The organism is Bacillus sp. JK74, assembly GCF_053663395.1.
In genome coordinates this window covers 21,804-38,067 of record NZ_JBSJQB010000008.1, presented here as the reverse complement: position 1 = coordinate 38,067, position 16,264 = coordinate 21,804, and the positions used below count along the sequence as shown (strand labels likewise).

Annotated in this window: 8 protein-coding genes and 1 tRNA gene; 7 read left to right on the top strand and 2 right to left on the bottom strand. The window is 47.5% G+C overall.

Annotated features, from left to right (window positions below; all coding sequences use genetic code 11):
* Positions 1-5: 5 nt before the first annotated feature.
* Positions 6-1,781 (bottom strand): gamma-glutamyltransferase, encoded by a 1,776-nt coding sequence (gene ggt / locus ACWJJ5_RS18040; protein ID WP_077722426.1) that lies wholly within the window; start codon positions 1,779-1,781, stop codon positions 6-8.
* Positions 1,782-2,024: 243 nt separating this feature from the next.
* Between ggt and ACWJJ5_RS18035 the strand changes: the two genes are divergently transcribed.
* The 3 genes from ACWJJ5_RS18035 (at position 2,025) to ACWJJ5_RS18025 (ending at position 3,229) form a co-directional block, all read left to right on the top strand.
* Positions 2,025-2,255 carry an excisionase family DNA-binding protein gene (locus ACWJJ5_RS18035; protein ID WP_003153848.1) on the top strand — a complete coding sequence of 77 codons (231 nt, stop codon included), beginning with the start codon at positions 2,025-2,027 and terminating at the stop codon, positions 2,253-2,255.
* Positions 2,256-2,568: 313 nt separating this feature from the next.
* On the top strand, positions 2,569-3,114 hold the full coding sequence (locus ACWJJ5_RS18030; protein WP_003153850.1) for a site-specific integrase: 546 nt from the start codon (positions 2,569-2,571) through the stop codon (positions 3,112-3,114).
* 42 nt (positions 3,115-3,156) lie between these two features.
* Positions 3,157-3,229, top strand: a tRNA-Arg gene (locus ACWJJ5_RS18025).
* Positions 3,230-3,374: 145 nt separating this feature from the next.
* Here ACWJJ5_RS18025 and ACWJJ5_RS18020 read toward each other — a convergent pair.
* A complete protein-coding gene (locus tag ACWJJ5_RS18020; RefSeq protein WP_015417595.1) occupies positions 3,375-3,917 on the bottom strand; it encodes an IseA DL-endopeptidase inhibitor family protein in 543 nt (180 codons plus the stop codon).
* A 228-nt stretch (positions 3,918-4,145) separates the two neighbouring features.
* Between ACWJJ5_RS18020 and ACWJJ5_RS18015 the strand changes: the two genes are divergently transcribed.
* The 4 genes from ACWJJ5_RS18015 to ACWJJ5_RS18000 all read left to right on the top strand — a co-directional run bounded on the left by ACWJJ5_RS18015 (position 4,146) and on the right by ACWJJ5_RS18000 (position 16,250).
* Positions 4,146-5,534, top strand: a complete 1,389-nt coding sequence (locus ACWJJ5_RS18015) for an MATE family efflux transporter (protein ID WP_146276906.1) — start codon at positions 4,146-4,148, stop codon at positions 5,532-5,534.
* A gap of 114 nt (positions 5,535-5,648) precedes the next feature.
* Positions 5,649-6,617, top strand: coding sequence for an aldose 1-epimerase (locus ACWJJ5_RS18010; protein WP_077723164.1), 969 nt, complete (start codon positions 5,649-5,651; stop codon positions 6,615-6,617).
* 18 nt (positions 6,618-6,635) lie between these two features.
* Positions 6,636-8,111 (top strand): D-alanyl-D-alanine carboxypeptidase/D-alanyl-D-alanine endopeptidase, encoded by a 1,476-nt coding sequence (gene dacB / locus ACWJJ5_RS18005; protein ID WP_454022597.1) that lies wholly within the window; start codon positions 6,636-6,638, stop codon positions 8,109-8,111.
* Positions 8,112-8,591: 480 nt separating this feature from the next.
* Positions 8,592-16,250 carry an amino acid adenylation domain-containing protein gene (locus ACWJJ5_RS18000; RefSeq protein ID WP_454022596.1) on the top strand — a complete coding sequence of 2,553 codons (7,659 nt, stop codon included), beginning with the start codon at positions 8,592-8,594 and terminating at the stop codon, positions 16,248-16,250.
* The last annotated feature ends 14 nt before the right edge of the window (positions 16,251-16,264 follow it).

Below are 16,264 nucleotides of genomic sequence, written 5' to 3'. Positions count from 1 at the left end.
TCTAGTTATTTTTTATATTGTTTCAAGTTTACGCCGATTGCGGCTCCGTTTCGGCTTGAGTCGGCAACTCCGGTGAAGGTGCCGTTTTCACGGTCGATCAGGATGCTTTGCACATTACCGATATCAACCGGGCTGCTGCCGAATTTATGCCCCATTTCGTTCAGTTTTGTGCGGGCTTCTTCCGGCACTCCTTTTTCATATCGATAGGATGTCATGCTGTTTGTGTAAATTCTCGGCTCTTCGACCGCCGCTTTCAGATCCATGCCGTACTCAACTTTGTTCAGGATCGTTTGCAGGACGGAAGAAATAATCGTTGCTCCGCCGGGAGAGCCGACAGTCAGGACAGGTTCGTTATTTTTGAATAAAATAGTCGGAGTCATGCTGCTGAGCGGACGTTTATTCGGCTGCACTTCATTTGCGCCGCCAGGCACCGCATCGAAGTCTGTTAACTCATTATTCAACACAACACCGTATCCGGGAACCATAATGCCGGAACCGAACAGCTGTTCAATCGTTGTCGTATAAGATACGACATTGCCGAAGCGGTCAGTTACCGTGAAGTGAGTCGTTTGGCCTTCTTGTTTGTCAGTCGGCTGCTTCACTTGTTTATAGTTTGCAGAACCTTCCTGATAGGCCCAAGGGTCGCCGGCTTTCGGTTTTTTATTGACTTTATCAATATCTATCAGCTGTCTGCGGGCATTGATATAATCTGGATTCAAGAGGCCTTTGAGAGGGACGTTGACGAATTCTGGATCCCCGGCAAATGCGGCGCGGTCAGCATAAGCCAAATGCATCGTTTCTGCGAGAAGCTGATATTTTTGCCAAGAACGGATATCATATTGAGAAAGCTTAAAATCATCCAGGAGGTTCAGCATTTGCAACAGGAAAACACCGCCCGAGCTTGGAGGAGGAGCAGTTGCGATATGATAGCCCTGGTAATCTCCCCAGATCGGTTCGTCAATCGTCACATTGAAGTTTTTAATATCTTTTTCTGTCATTGAGCCGCCGAATTCCTGCACTGTTTCCGCAAGCTTTTTGGAGAATGCACCGTCATAGAATGCTTTTGTGCCTTTGTACTTAATAGCTGTAAATGTTTTGGCTAAGTCTTTTTGGATGAGTGTGTCTCCTTCTTTCAGAGGTTCTCCGTCCGGAAGAAACACGTCTTTTGCAGCGGTGTGTGATAATTTGTCTTTATAATCTGAGATGGCATCAGCTAAAACCGAATCGATCGGAAAGCCTTTTGAGGCAAGTTTAATGGAAGGGGTGATGAGTTGTTTCATGGAGCGTGTGCCCCATTTGTCGAGCGCTTTTTCAAGTCCTTTTAATGTTCCCGGAACACCGACTGCAGTCCCTTTAGTAACGCGTTCGGAGAAAGGGATGGCTTTGCCGTTCTCGTCAAGGAACATATCCGGTGTTGCGCCTGCCGGTGCGCGTTCCCGGCTGTCGATAATGGTGGTGTCTTTCGTCTTCGCATCATAAACCATCATAAATCCGCCGCCGCCGATTCCCGACATCATAGGTTCAGTTACGTTTAATGCGAATTGAATGGCGACCGCGGCGTCAACTGCATTGCCGCCTTTTTTCAGCACGTCGGCACCGATTTGTGAAGCGAGAGGATGGGCGGTGGCAACCATGCCGTCTTTGCCGACATCTACCTGTTTGTAGTCGTCATAGGAAAACGGGTGTTTCTTAGCCTGAGCGTGATAAGGGATGCTTCCGGCCGCGAGCAAAGTACTGAGCAGAACGATAAAACAGAGATTCATAAACTTTTTCTTTTTCATAGTCTGCCTCCTTTGTTTTCCGCTTACAATTATAGAGTAAGTAAAATGTGCTGTTTTCACAAGTGACAAACGGAATAGTCCGGTGCGCAAAAAGCCGGAGTTTCTGTGTGAATGTAATCAGTCGCAAATAGGCTAAATGGGAAACCGGACAGAAAAAGCTGTGAAACAAGCATAAAGACAAAAAATAAGCTACAATAAACAAAACAGAATTCACTCACATGACATATGAAAGGAACGTGAGCCATGTATTTAACGATCAAAGAGACAGCTGAGTTTACCAGTCTTCCTGAAGAATATGTGCACAATCTTGTTTTGACGAATAAAATAAGGGCCGTACATGACGGACAGCAATATTTAATCAACAAGGAACAATTTCAAACCCATCTCGAACAGCTGGAAAAATATAAGGAAATGATTCAAGAGTTTTTAAATGAGCCGCTTCCTGAAGACATTGATGTAAAAGATGAAGACTAGGACACAATTTCATATTGTGTCTTTTTTTTCATTTTTTCGGTTGCTCACAAAAAAACGAATGCTCAAATTTTGTTTTAAGGACGTTGTTTTTCTTTTTTAATACCGTGAGTATCTATTGATTTAAAAGCCCGCCACCGGGTCGAAAATGATGTTTTTGAAGACTTCGATGAAACTGCATGCCTTATTCCCCTTATGTAACACTATGTATATTATGTTACATAAGGCCCTTTATCCTTTATCATTCAACAGGTTTCGGCTATAATAGTAACATAATGCTCAATATGTTACTTTACCAATTATAAGGGGTTTTTTGATGCATATCGTACAGCCGATCCGAAGTTTGGAGAAGATCCAGGAAGTCAAACAGTATTTAATGAAGAAAAGTGATCGTGATTATTTTTTATTTATTTTCGGCATGAACAGCGCACTGCGGATTTCTGATGTTCTGCCGCTTCGCGTGAGGGATGTAAGGAACAAAGACCATGTGTGGGCAACCGAAAGCAAAACGAGAAAGAAAAGAAAAATTCTGATACTGGAGTCTTTAAAGGCCGACATATACGCTTATACAAAAGACATGAAAGAGGATGACTATTTGTTTAAATCGAAACGGACGAATAAGCCTATTTCCCGGATTCAGGCATACAGAATATTAAAGGAAGCGGCAGCCGCTTGCGGATTGGAGGAAATCGGGACGCATACGCTTAGAAAGACGTTCGGGTATCATTTTTATCAGAGGACAAAAGACATTGCTGAACTGCAGAGGATTTTGAATCATTCTTCTCCGTCTATTACAATGCGTTATATCGGAATAGATGAAGATACGACGAGAGCCGCCTATAAAGTGTTCGGAGGGCTGTAGGCTTGAAAAAAACGGCCGCCAGCGTTACTATAATAGAAGCAGGCTCTAGTAGCACAGCGGATAGTGCAGCAGTTTCCTAAACTGCAGGTCGGGAGTTCGAATCTCTCCTAGAGCGTTTTTTGTATAAGATAGGCGCAGATTAATAATGTCGGCAAAACAGAAAACCCCTTGTTATACAAGGGGTTTTTGAGTTTAATATTTTGCAAGAACCTGGTGGAAATGATGTGAAAAAAGCCCGCTGTAAGCAAGCGGGCTTTTTCTTATATGACAGCATCAAATTGATTGACTTTCCAAACGTTGTTTTCTTTTACGAATGTTACATCGCGTTTTGCTGACGGAGAACCGTCAAGAGTCGGTACAGTGAAGCGGTATGTTTGAACGCTTCCTTTTTTAGAAAGAAGAGTCATTTTTGCTTTTTTCCAATTCAGGAGGTTATCTCCGTCGCCAACCGGAACAGCCAATTTGCCGTCTTTTACAGTGAAGTGGTAATCTTTGAGCCCTTTGTCAATCGCTTGCTTTGTAAAAGCGGGTGTCAGATATTTTACGGCTTTCGCTTTTGTTCCGAGGTCTTTGCACATAAATACGTATTGAAGATTTTGATATTCAAACGGTTCAGATGTGCAGTTTGCGTTTGATTTAAGCGCACCGCCGCTCATCGTGTTCCAAAAATGTTCTCTCGCTGACAGGGCCAGTTGAAGTGCTTGTTTTTGTGTAAGGTCATTAGATGCATTTTTTGCGGTCGCCGCAGTGCCCAATGACAGAATCAATGTAATAGTAGTGAGGAATAATAGCCATTTTTTCATGATATAATCTCTCCTTCAATCAATCTCTTTCTCTTATGTTACAAATGTTACAATAATTACGGTAAGATTACAATACCTTTTCAGAAATATTTTCCGGACTTTTTATTTTTATGGTTTATTTCCATGTAAGACGTGAGAAAAAGATAAAGAGTTTCATTGAACAAAAGGTTTTTACAAGCTGTCTGCTGAATAATAAAATGGAAGAAAATCAAAAAAGGAGTCCTACATATGGAAGTACAAGATCATTTAGAAACAGCGGAAGGCCGCGGCCAGTCTGTCTGGCGATCGATGTCACTGTTTTTAGTGCCGCTGCTTTTAAGCAATGTATTGCAATCTGTCGGCCAATTGGTCGGAATGGTATTTGTCGGAAGGTGGCTTGGAGTCGATGCGCTTGCCGCCGTATCGTCTTTTTTTCCGCTGTTTTTTCTGCTGATCTCCTTTACGATCGGAATCGGTTCGGGAAGTTCCATTCTGATCGGTCAGGCTTACGGCGCGAAAAACGAAGAGAGGATGAAGGCGATTGTCGGCACTACACTGACTTTTACCTTTATGCTCGGTGTTGTTCTGGCAGTTGTCGGCAGTGTGTTTACGCTTGATATTCTGCGGCTGATGGGAACGCCGGAAAACGTAATAGATGTCAGTGTCCGATATGCGCGCATTTTGTTTTGCGCAATGCCGCTGATGTTTTTATATTTTGCGTATACGACATTTTTACGCGGAACGGGAGATTCAAAGACTCCGTTTTATACGTTAATCGTCAGTACAGTCATAAACATCGGTCTCTTGCCCTTATTGATTCTCGGGCTTTTCGGACTTCCGAAGTTCGGCATTTACGGTTCGGCGTATGCAACCGTGATTTCAAACATCGTGACATTTATCGTACTCATGGTTTATTTGCGGAAAAGGAAACATCCATTGGCATTTGACCGGACTGCGCTCCGTTCTCTTAAAATGGACAAAAAGCTGCTCGCGCTTTTACTCCGTCTCGGTATTCCGTCAAGCATCAATATGATACTCGTATCACTTTCTGAAATTGCGGTCATTTCATTTGTCAATCATTACGGATCAAACGCGACGGCTGCTTATGGGGTCGTCAACCAAGTGGCGAGTTATGTGCAGATGCCGGCGGTAAGCCTCGGTATCGCCGTTTCAATTTTTGCCGCCCAATCCATTGGCGCCAATCAATTCGGCCGGCTGAAGCAGGTCATCAAAGTCGGGATCGGCCTGAATTATTTGATCGGCGGGGTTTTGATTGTGCTGATTTACACCTTCTCCCGGCAGATACTGGCTTTGTTTTTAACCGATCAGGATACACTCCACATTGCCCGCAATCTGATTATGATTACCCTTTGGAGCTATCTGATTTTCGGTCACGCTCAGATTGTTTCAGCAACAATGCGGGCGAGCGGTACGGTGTTATGGCCGACGATTATCAGCATTTTTACGATTTGGGGAATTGAAGTGCCTGTGGCCTTTATTCTTTCTCATTATACGAATCTCGGCATTCTCGGCATTTGGGTCGGTTATCCGGCGGCTTTTGTCGTCAGCCTGCTGCTGCAATACGGATATTACCGGTTTGTATGGAAGAAAAAACAGATTACCCGGCTGATTGAATAAGGTTTTACCGCACATCGCTCAATTCATACGGGCGATGTTTTTTTAGAGAAGGAAAATGAGTTTAGAAAATGGAATTCCTATACATGCTAGAAAACAAGGAAAGGGCAGGTGCTTATGACGATTGAACATACGACTTATTTAGGAGTTTCAGCCATAAAGGCGGAGACTGATCAGGCTGAATGCATCATTGTGCCGGAGTGGGGATCAAATGTCATATCGCTTCGGGATAAAAGAACCGGTATGCGGCTTCTGAGAGAACCGGAAACTGCGGAGGAATTCCTCAAAAAACCGATGCTGTACGGCATTCCCGTTTTATTCCCGCCGAACCGGATTACGGACGGGACGTTTCGTTTTGACGGCCGCGCGTATCAATTCGAGATAAACGAAGAGGATAAACATAATCATATTCACGGCTTTCTTCACAATCAGCATTGGAAAGCGGCGGCAGCGAAAGAAGAGGGCGATGGAATGACAGTCGAAACAGAAATTGATCTTTCAAAGATTCCCCGTGTTCATAAACAATTTCCGCACGATGTCATTGTCCGGATGACCTATACATTAAAAGACAATGTGTTTACGCAGCGGGCGCTGATTATGAATAAGGGAACGGAGGCTTTTCCTTGGGGGCTAGGCTATCATTCCACATTTGTTTTCAATGAAGAGCGATCCCGTCTATTTTTGACGGCTGACCGCATGTGGGAATTAAATGAACGTTTCGTACCGACAGGCCGTTTATTGGATGTGCCTGATAAAGAAGCGTTCCGTCACGGGATGTCTTTGAAAAATAAACAGTTTGACGATGTTTTTCTTTCTTCCGGACGGAATGGCGGCAATAACGAAGCTGTTATTTATCATCCGAATGAGAAATTATCCGTTTTGTATCAAGCGGACACGTCTTTCAAGCATTGGGTGGTATATAACGGCGACGGAAAGCAGGGGTTTGTCAGTCTTGAGCCTTATACTTCCGTTACAGATGCTTTTAATCTGAATCAGCCTGCATCACTGACAGGGCTTCAGATTCTGAAACCGGGCGAAGAAGCGGCTGCGTCATCCAGGATCACCATTTTGCATGACGAAGAATAGGAAAGAGGCGGGATAACATTGAAAACATATGTGAAACGCTTGTGCGCGGTGATTCTGCTTTTGATCATTGCCGAAGTTCCTTATATTGATGATGCGGCTAAGGCGGCTGAACAAAAAAATACTTTGCAAAAAGAGCTGGAACACATTCTGGATGAAGAACCCGCTTTAAAGGGGGCTTCAGCGGGCGTCAGTGTCCGGTCAGCAAAAACAGGGGAGGTGCTGTTCGGCAGCCGGGAAGATATGCGGCTGAGGCCTGCATCATTGATGAAACTGTTGACGGCATCTGCGGCGCTTTCCGTTCTCGGAGAAGATTACACCTTTAAGACAGAAGTACGGGCAGACGGCGCCGTGAAAGGAAAACAGCTGCGCGGAAACCTTTATCTCAGGGGAAAAGGCGATCCGACCCTATTGGCTTCTGATTTTGAGAAGATGGCTAAACAAGTCAAAGCCAGAGGCATCCATGTCATTAAAGGAGATCTGGTCGGGGATGATTCGTGGTATGACGATACCAGGTATTCAGTTGATCTTCCGTGGAGTGATGAAGGCCAATATTATGGCGCGCAAGTATCAGCTCTTACTGCTTCCCCAAATGAAGATTATGATACCGGAACGGTGATTGCTGAAATCACCCCGGCGAAACAGCCCGGTAAAAAGCCGCGTATTTCGATTTCTCCCCATACGGACGTCGTTCGTGTGAAAAATGAAGTGAAAACCGTCGCTTCTGATGAAAAGAAAGAATTGACGGTTGAACGGGAGCACGGTGGCAATGTGATTACGATAAAGGGAACCATACCTGCCGGCTCGGCAAAGGCAAGAGAATGGGCGGCAGTGTGGGACCCGTCGTCCTATGCTTTAGATTTATGGAAACAAGCGCTTACTAAACAGGGTATAACTGTAAAAGGGAAAATCAGAACAGGGCGAATGCCGCACCGCACCCAGCTTGTCACATCACGGACGTCCATGCCTCTTTCAGAATTATTGATCCCGTTTATGAAACTGAGCAACAACGGGCACGCCGAAATTCTGATCAAGGAAATGGGAAAAGTGAAAAAAGGGGAGGGCAGCTGGGAAAAGGGCTTGGACGTGATGAAATCGGAGCTCAAATCGTTCGGGCTGAATCCGGATGAATTGATTGCAAGAGACGGATCCGGCGTTTCTCATATTAACGGCGTATCCGCCGGCCAAATCGGAGAGCTTTTGTATGCGGTTCAGAAAGAAAGGTGGTACCCGGCTTTCCTTCGTTCGCTCCCTGTCGCCGGTGCAAGCGACAGAATGACGGGAGGCACTCTTCGGAACCGGCTGAAGAATACTCCGGCAGAGGGCAAAATTAAAGCGAAAACCGGGTCACTAACATCAGTCAGTTCGATTGCCGGCTATGCAGACACAAAAACAGGAGATACGCTTATTTTTTCCGTGCTTCAAAACGGGCTGCTTGACGAAGATGACGGCAAAGACATCGAAGACAAAATCGCAGTCGTGCTGGCAAATCAATAAGAAGGGCCGGATCCTTAGAGGGTTCGGCTTTTTTTTGATGTCTGTAAAACATTATATTGCGATTATGAATCAATCTTTTCAAAAAGTAATATCGCAATATACTTCCTTTTTTTTACATACTACTTTCTTACTTGTTCACCGATTTTTCATTTTCTAACATGAAACTTCTTTTCAGGAGGAAAAACCTTTTTAAAAGCGCAATTAATTATACATTTTATTCCTTATTATAGTGTTTAAGAACCAGTTTGCAGTGTGCATACATACCGTTTTACATGGTATAAAGATTATAGAAATGAAGAAATGAAGTGAGGAATATATACTATATTCTAAAAAATGTTAGAGAAAATTTAATTTTTTATTGTGATTTCTAAAATATGTTTTAAAATAATGCTTATATGGATGATTTAGTCATATGCTGTCGAAATTTAATTGTAATTATTTCACTTTCTTATCCTCTTAAATTGAAGCGGAGGGATTCCATTGAAGAACACTGTTTATTCTTTAACTCACGCACAAAGAAGAGTGTGGTTTACCGAGCTGCTCGAACCGGGCACAAGTATCTGCAATCTCGCGGCATGCGTCAAATTCAGGGGGGACATTGATTTTGACGTACTGCGCCATGCTTTAGATTTTTCTATCTCGCAAAATGATTCGCTCAGGTTTCAACTGACAGAAGGGGACGGATCAGAACCCCAGCTGTATCTGGCCGGGCATCGGCCGATTTCTTTAGAGACTGTTGATTTTACTCATACTGATAACTCAGAGCGGGACGCATGGATTGACACGCAGACCCGTGTTCCGTTCAAGCTGTTTCATTCACCTCTGTATCAATTTACTCTGCTTGTCATGTCAGACGAAGAAGTTTGGCTTTATTCAAAATTTCACCATATTATCATGGACGGCATCTCGCTCAACCTGCTCGGCAACCAGCTCATTGATATCTACCAAAAGATCATGCGGGGCGAGGATTTAGCTGAACATCACAGGCCTTCCTATCTCAGCTACATGGAAAAAGAACAGCAATACTTACAGTCTTCCCGTTTTCAAAAGGACCGTTCATTTTGGACTGAAACATACCGAACCGTTCCGGAACACCTTTCACTGGCGGAACGAACCTCTCATCTTAGACAAAGCACTGCGGCTTCCAGAGATACAATCACTCTTTCTCACTCCTTAGAACAATCTATCCGGCGTTTTTGCAAAGAAAATAATATCAGCATCATCTCTCTGTTTATGGCTTCGTTATACATATGCATCAGCCGTCTGACGGCTAAAAAAGATATTGCCATCGGCACTTATTACGGAAACCGGGGCTCCAGGCTCGAAAAGGATATGCTCGGCATGTTCGTCAGCACACTGCCGATCAGAATGACGGCAGATCCTGATGCGGAGTTCCTGTCCTTTGTCCGCAGCGTAGGAAAAGAGCAGCTGTCTGTTATGCGGCACCAGAAATATCCTTACAATCTTTTTGTCAATGAATTAAGGCAGGTTCATCACGATCTGCAAAATATCATCGGGATTTCGATGCAATACCAGCCTCTCGCGTGGCATCAGGCGGAGGGCTTCGATTATGAAACGGCGATGTTTTTCAGCGGGCATACGGCAAATGAGCTGTCCATTTTAATTAAGGAGCGGACAGATACGGGGTTGATTGAGCTGAATTTTGATTATCAATCCGCTTTATTTACTGAAACATCGATTAAACGGATTCAAACTCATTTGCTGACGATCGTTGAAAATGCCGTTAGAAATCCAAACCGGCTGATTCGGCATATTGATATGGCGGATGAAAAAGAAAAGAAACGGGTGTTAACTGCTTTTAACCATACAGAAGCGGTTGAACCGCCGGCCCCGACGCTTCACGGGCTGTTCACCCGCCGCGCCGCGCTTTCGCCGCATTGTCCGGCGCTTCGTTTTCCGGACGGTATGCTGACGTACGCCGAGCTTGACCGGTACACAGACAGACTCGCTGTTCGGCTCCGCCAAAAAGGCGTCCGCAAAGAAAGCGTGGTCGGTGTGCTCGCTGAACGCTCGCCAGAGGTGGTGATTTCAGTGCTTGCCGTGTTAAAAGCAGGCGGCGCCTACGTGCCGCTTGACCCGGAATATCCGGAGGACAGGCTGCGCTATATGCTCGATGACTGCGGCGCCTATCTCCTGCTTCAACAGTCGGGGTTATCCGTTCCCGGTTTTTCCGGCGAAACGCTAGAAGTGTCTCTTTCTGCCCTTACAGGTGAGGCGGAGACAGGGGCTGTCTCTGACGAAGCGGATGCTGATTCGCTCGCTTATATCATTTATACGTCCGGTTCGACGGGAACACCGAAGGGAGTGGCTGTTGAACACCGTCAGGCCGCCGCCTTTTTATCAGGGATGCAAGGGCAGTTTCCGTTAACGGAAGAGGACATTATCGTGCTGAAATCATCCTTTTCATTCGACGCCTCCATCTGGCAATTGTTTTGGTGGACGATGTCAGGCGCCTCCGTGTATCTGCTTCCGGCCGGCTGGGAGAAAGATCCTGTGCGGATGATTGAAGCTTTTTCTTCTGAAAAGGTGACGACCGCGCATTTTATTCCGGCGATGGTCAACAGCTTTTTAGACGCGCTGGAAACTGAGCCTGCAGAAACAAGAACACGCCTCGGCAGAACACTGACACGCGTGTTTGCCGGAGGGGAAGCTCTTTCCCCGCTTACGGCTGCCCGGTTTGCCGATCTTCTGCCGGAGACCGTGCTTATTCACGGCTACGGGCCGACAGAAGCGACGGTCGATGCGGCCTTTTACGTCTGTGATCGAAAACGGGACAGCGGACGGACGCGGCTTCCGATCGGAAAACCCGTTCCGGGTGCCCGTCTTTATGTGTTAGACGGCGGGGGAACCGTCCAGCCTGCGGGCGTGGCAGGAGAGCTGTACATCGCGGGGACCGGCGTGGCCCGGGGCTATCTGAACCGCCCTGAGCTGACGGAGGAGCGCTTTCTCGATGATCCGTTTTATCCGGGAGAACGCATGTATCAGACGGGCGATATTGCACGCTGGACAGAAGACGGCCTTGTCGAATGGCTCGGGCGTTCAGACGGACAAGTGAAAGTCCGCGGCTACCGGATTGAACCGGGGGAGATCGAAACGGCGATCCGGCGCATTGACGGCATTCGTGAGGCGGCGGTCACTGCCCGGACCGAACACGGCGAGACCGCACTTTATGCCTATATTGAAGGACGAAAAAGCGATGACGTGCGGGCGGAGCTTGCGGCACGCCTTCCGGCCTACATGGTGCCGGCTCAGTTTATAGAGATGAGCGAGTGGCCGGTCACACCGAGCGGAAAGCTTGACCGCCGCGCGCTGCCGGCTCCCGGCGGATCGGCAGACAGACGGGCGTACACAGCCCCTCGGAACGTCACGGAAATGAAGCTTTGCGCCCTTTGGGAAGAGGTGCTGAAAAACGGCCCTGTCGGCATCCGGGATCACTTTTTTGAGCGGGGCGGCCATTCGTTAAAAGCGACGGCTCTCGTCTCCCGCATCGCCAAAGAGTTCGGTGTTCAGGTGCCGTTACAGGACATCTTCGCCCGGCCGACGGTGGAAGAGCTCGCTTCGGTTATTCAGGACTTGGAAGAGAGCCCGTATGAAGCGATTCAGCCTGCGCAAAAACAGGACACATACCCGGTGTCTTCGGCGCAGAAACGGATGTATGTGCTCCAGCAGCTTGAAGACGGCGGTGTCGGCTACAATATGCCGGCTGTGCTGGAACTGACGGGCCCGCTTGACCGCAGCCGGCTGGAGGAGACGTTCCGGCAGCTTGTGGAGCGGCACGAGTCGCTCAGAACGTCCTTTGAAACAGGGCCTGACGGCGAACCGGTGCAGCGCATCCATGACAGCGTACCGTTTCAGCTCGATGAGGCCGATTCAGCTGACGCATTCGTCCGGCCGTTTTGTCTGGAGGAAGCGCCGCTCTTCCGTGCGGCCCTCGTGAAAGAATCGGACGAACGCCATCTTTTATTAACGGATATGCATCATATTATTTCCGATGGTGTGTCCGTCAACACCTTGATAAAAGAATTCGGCGAGCTGTACGCAGGCCGTTCGCTTGCGCCGATGCGCCTTCAATATAAAGACTATGCCGTCTGGCAGCGGTCGTTTCAGCAGAAAGAAGGGTATCAGAAGCAGGAAGCGTATTGGCTGAAACGGCTCGAAGGAGAGCTTCCGGTGCTTGAGCTTCCGGCTGATAAGCCCCGTCCGGCTGTCAGAAGCTTTGCGGGCGGCAGCGTATCGTGCACGCTTGACGCTGAAACGGCATCCGGCCTTCACCGCATCGCACGCGATCACGGCTCCACTTTGTATATGGTTCTTCTCGCCGCGTACAATACGTTACTCGCGAGATTGAGCGGGCAGGAAGACATCATTGTCGGCTCGCCGATTGCCGGGCGTCCGCACAAAGACCTTGAACCGATTCTCGGCATGTTCGTCAACACGCTCGCCATCAGAACGGAGCCGAAGGGGGACAAACGGTTTACCGATTATTTGGCGGAAGTCCGCCAGGCGGCGCTTGAGGCGTATGAGCATCAGGACTACCCGTTTGAAGAGCTGGTGGAACGGCTCGGCGTGCAGCGGGACATGAGCCGCAATCCGCTGTTTGACGCGATGTTTATTCTTCAGAATATGGAGCGAGAGGAGATAAATCTGGCCGGTCTGAAGGCGTCACGCTCAGAGCATACCGAACATGATGTATCAAGTTTTGACCTGACCTTATCAGCGGCTGAATCCGATGGAAACATCCGCTTTGAGATGGAATTCAGCACCGAGCTTTTTATAAAAGAAACGATTGAACGCTGGATGGGCCACTTACTGAATCTCTTGCGCCATGTTGCCGCCGAACCGGAAGTCACACTATCGAAAGCTGACATTTTGGATGAAGAAGAAAAACAAAAGTTACTGATTGAGTTTAATAACACACAAACCGAATTCATGGAAAAACACAAACTGTTTCACCAGCTGTTTGAAGAGAAAGCAGAAGAAACGCCTCATCAGACCGCTGTTATTGAAGGAGCACAACAGATCAGCTATTTCCAGCTTAATGAGCGGGCAAATCGGCTTGCCCGAACATTACACAAAAATGGATTCGGTCCGGGAAAAAGAGCAGCTATATTGGCAAACCGTTCGATTGAAGCGATCGTCAGTGTTCTTGCCGTCATGAAATCAGGAGGGGCGTATATACCGGTTGACTCCCATTATCCTGAGGAACGGATTCGCTATTTATTAAAAGACAGCGCGGCATCCGTCTTGATGGTGCAGTCAGAATACAAAGAACTTGCTTCACAGCTGACGGATCACAATCTATTTCTCATTCAGCTTGATCATGAAGATCAATACGATATTTCTGCAAAGAATATTCAGCCGGCAGCGTCACCGGATGATACCGCATATATCATATATACTTCGGGAACAACGGGAACGCCGAAGGGAGTCGAAGTCAGAAATCGCAGCTTTACGCATGCAGCACTTGCATGGCGCAGGATTTATGAGCTTGATCTTATACCGGTCAGAGTGCTGCAGATGGCGAGTTTCTCATTTGATGTATTTTCAGGGGATCTTGCACGCGCCCTGCTGAACGGGGGAACGCTTGTCATTTGTCCGGATGACGTCCGGCTTGAGCCGCAGCAGCTTTATCGGCTCATTGATCAGCACCGTATCACGTTTATGGAGTCGACACCCGCGCTGATTGTTCCGTTTATGGAATATATATACCGCCGGAAACTCGCGCTGCAAAGCGTAAAAATACTGGTACTTGGTTCAGATATGATCAAGTCGCAAGATTTTTATACGCTTCATGAACGCTTTGGGAAAGAAATGCGGATCATTAACAGCTACGGTGTAACAGAAGCGACAATTGATTCTTCGTATTATGAAGCCGGAATGAGCGAAGAGCCGCGGGAAGATGATGTGCCGATCGGTGTTCCGCTTCCGAATGTGCAAATGTACGTCTTAAACAAAGACAAACAGGTCCAGCCGATCGGCGTTTTCGGAGAGCTGTATATCGGAGGCGCCGGCGTCGCCAAAGGATATTGGGGACAGCCTGAGCTGACAGAGGACGCATTCAGTGACCCGTTACAAACGGGAGAAACACTTTACAGAACCGGAGATCAGGCTTGCTGGCTGCCGGATGGAACTCTTCGTTTTCAAGGGCGGATTGATAAGCAGGTGAAGATCAGGGGATACAGAATTGAGACGGGAGAAATAGAAAGTGTGCTTTTGAAACACGATCAAGTCAAAGAAGCGGCTGTTACCGTGATGAAAGATGCCGAAGGACAAGCCCGGTTAGCGGCATACATCGTTCCTAAAGAGGCCGATATCTCATCACTCCGCCAGTCTCTTATGCAGGAGCTTCCGGCTTATATGATGCCGTCTCATATTATCGGTTTAGACAGCATGCCCCTGACACTGAACGGCAAACTTGATAAATCGGCATTGCCGGCAGAAGAGATACATTCATCACAGGCATTTGTCGCGCCCGGCGATGAAAAACAGGCGATGTTATGCCGGATTTGGGAAGATGTGCTTCATATTCAGAAAGCGGGAATTCATCACTCTTTCTTTGAGCTTGGGGGAGATTCCATTAAGGCGCTTCAAGTGTCAGCCCGACTCGCCGGAGAAGGCTGGAACATGTCGATCCGCGATTTGTTTCAGTTCCCGACGATTGCAGAACTCGCGAAACACCTCACGCCGGCTGTTGCAACGGCTGATCAGGGCCCGATAGAAGGAAGCGCTCCGCTGACACCGATCCAGCAGAGATTTTTTGAGGAGCCGGGTGCGTTTGAGCTTCATTATAACCAATCAGTCATGTTGTGCAGTGAAGACAGCCTCGAAATAGATGCGCTGTATCAGGCGGTTTGCGCGCTGACAGAACATCATGATGCGCTGCGAATGACTTTCACTGAAAATGAGCATGGGGAAGTTGTTCAATATAACCGCGGAATCACAGAGCAGCATGAAGAAATCTTTACGCTTAACGTCATAGATCTTTCAGAAGAAACACAGCCGGAAAAACGGATAGCCGCTGAGGAAAAAGAAATACAGCAGGCTATGCGCCTTGATCAAGGCCCTCTGCTTCATCTCGGAGTGTTCAGGCTGAAAGAAGCCGACCATCTGCTTATCACGATTCATCACCTTATCACGGACGGCGTGTCATGGAGGATATTGCTTGAAGATCTGCAGACAGCTTATCAGCAGGCATTGGACGGCAAACAAATCGAACTGCCGCCGAAAAGCGATTCTTATATAAAGTATGCTGAAGAGCTTTTTGACATTTCCAAGAGCAAAGCATTGCTGGAGGAAGCCGCATACTGGGACAGCGTGATGTCTGGTAAAACAGCGCCGCTGCCGAAAATAACTGATGAAAACGCCGGACGATTGCAGGAAAACGCGCGCACTGCATCGTGGATATTAAGCAGCGAAGTCACGAAGCAGCTGCTGTTGGAAACACAGCAGGCATACGGAACGGATGTTCATGAATTGCTTTTAACGGCGCTTGGAATGGCGCTTCATGAGTGGACGGGTTCCGAACAGATGCTTATCAGCACTGAAGGACACGGACGCCAAGGGCATATTCCTGACATTGATATGTCAAGAACGGCAGGCTGGTTTACATCTGTTTACCCGGTGCTTTTGGATATGAGAGTGCCGGACGGCTCAGGCGAAAAAACCGCGCACCGCATAAAGACGGTAAAAGACATGATGAGACGGGTTCCTCATCACGGAACCGGCTACGGGCTGCTGAGATATTCGCGAAACATTCTTTATAAAGACCCAGAAATAAGCTTTAACTATCTCGGTGCGTTTGACGGTCTTGAGGGGACGCTGAAGATGTCACCGTTCAAGCCGCAGCATGATATAGCATCCGGGCGCATCCGCGAGTTTGATCTGGATATTAACGCGATGGTGGCGGCCGGGCAACTGGAGGTAAAAGCCGTTTATACCGATGTATTTGCACCGGGGGCAATCGAGTTCTTCATGAATCGTTTCCATACTCACCTCGAGGACATCATCGCCCATTGTTCCGGCAAGAAAGAGCGGGAAAAAACATTAACGGATTACAGCCATACAGAATTGACCGCTCAAGCACTATCAAGCATTGAAGATCTCGTAAAAGGACTTTAATTTCATAAAAAGGT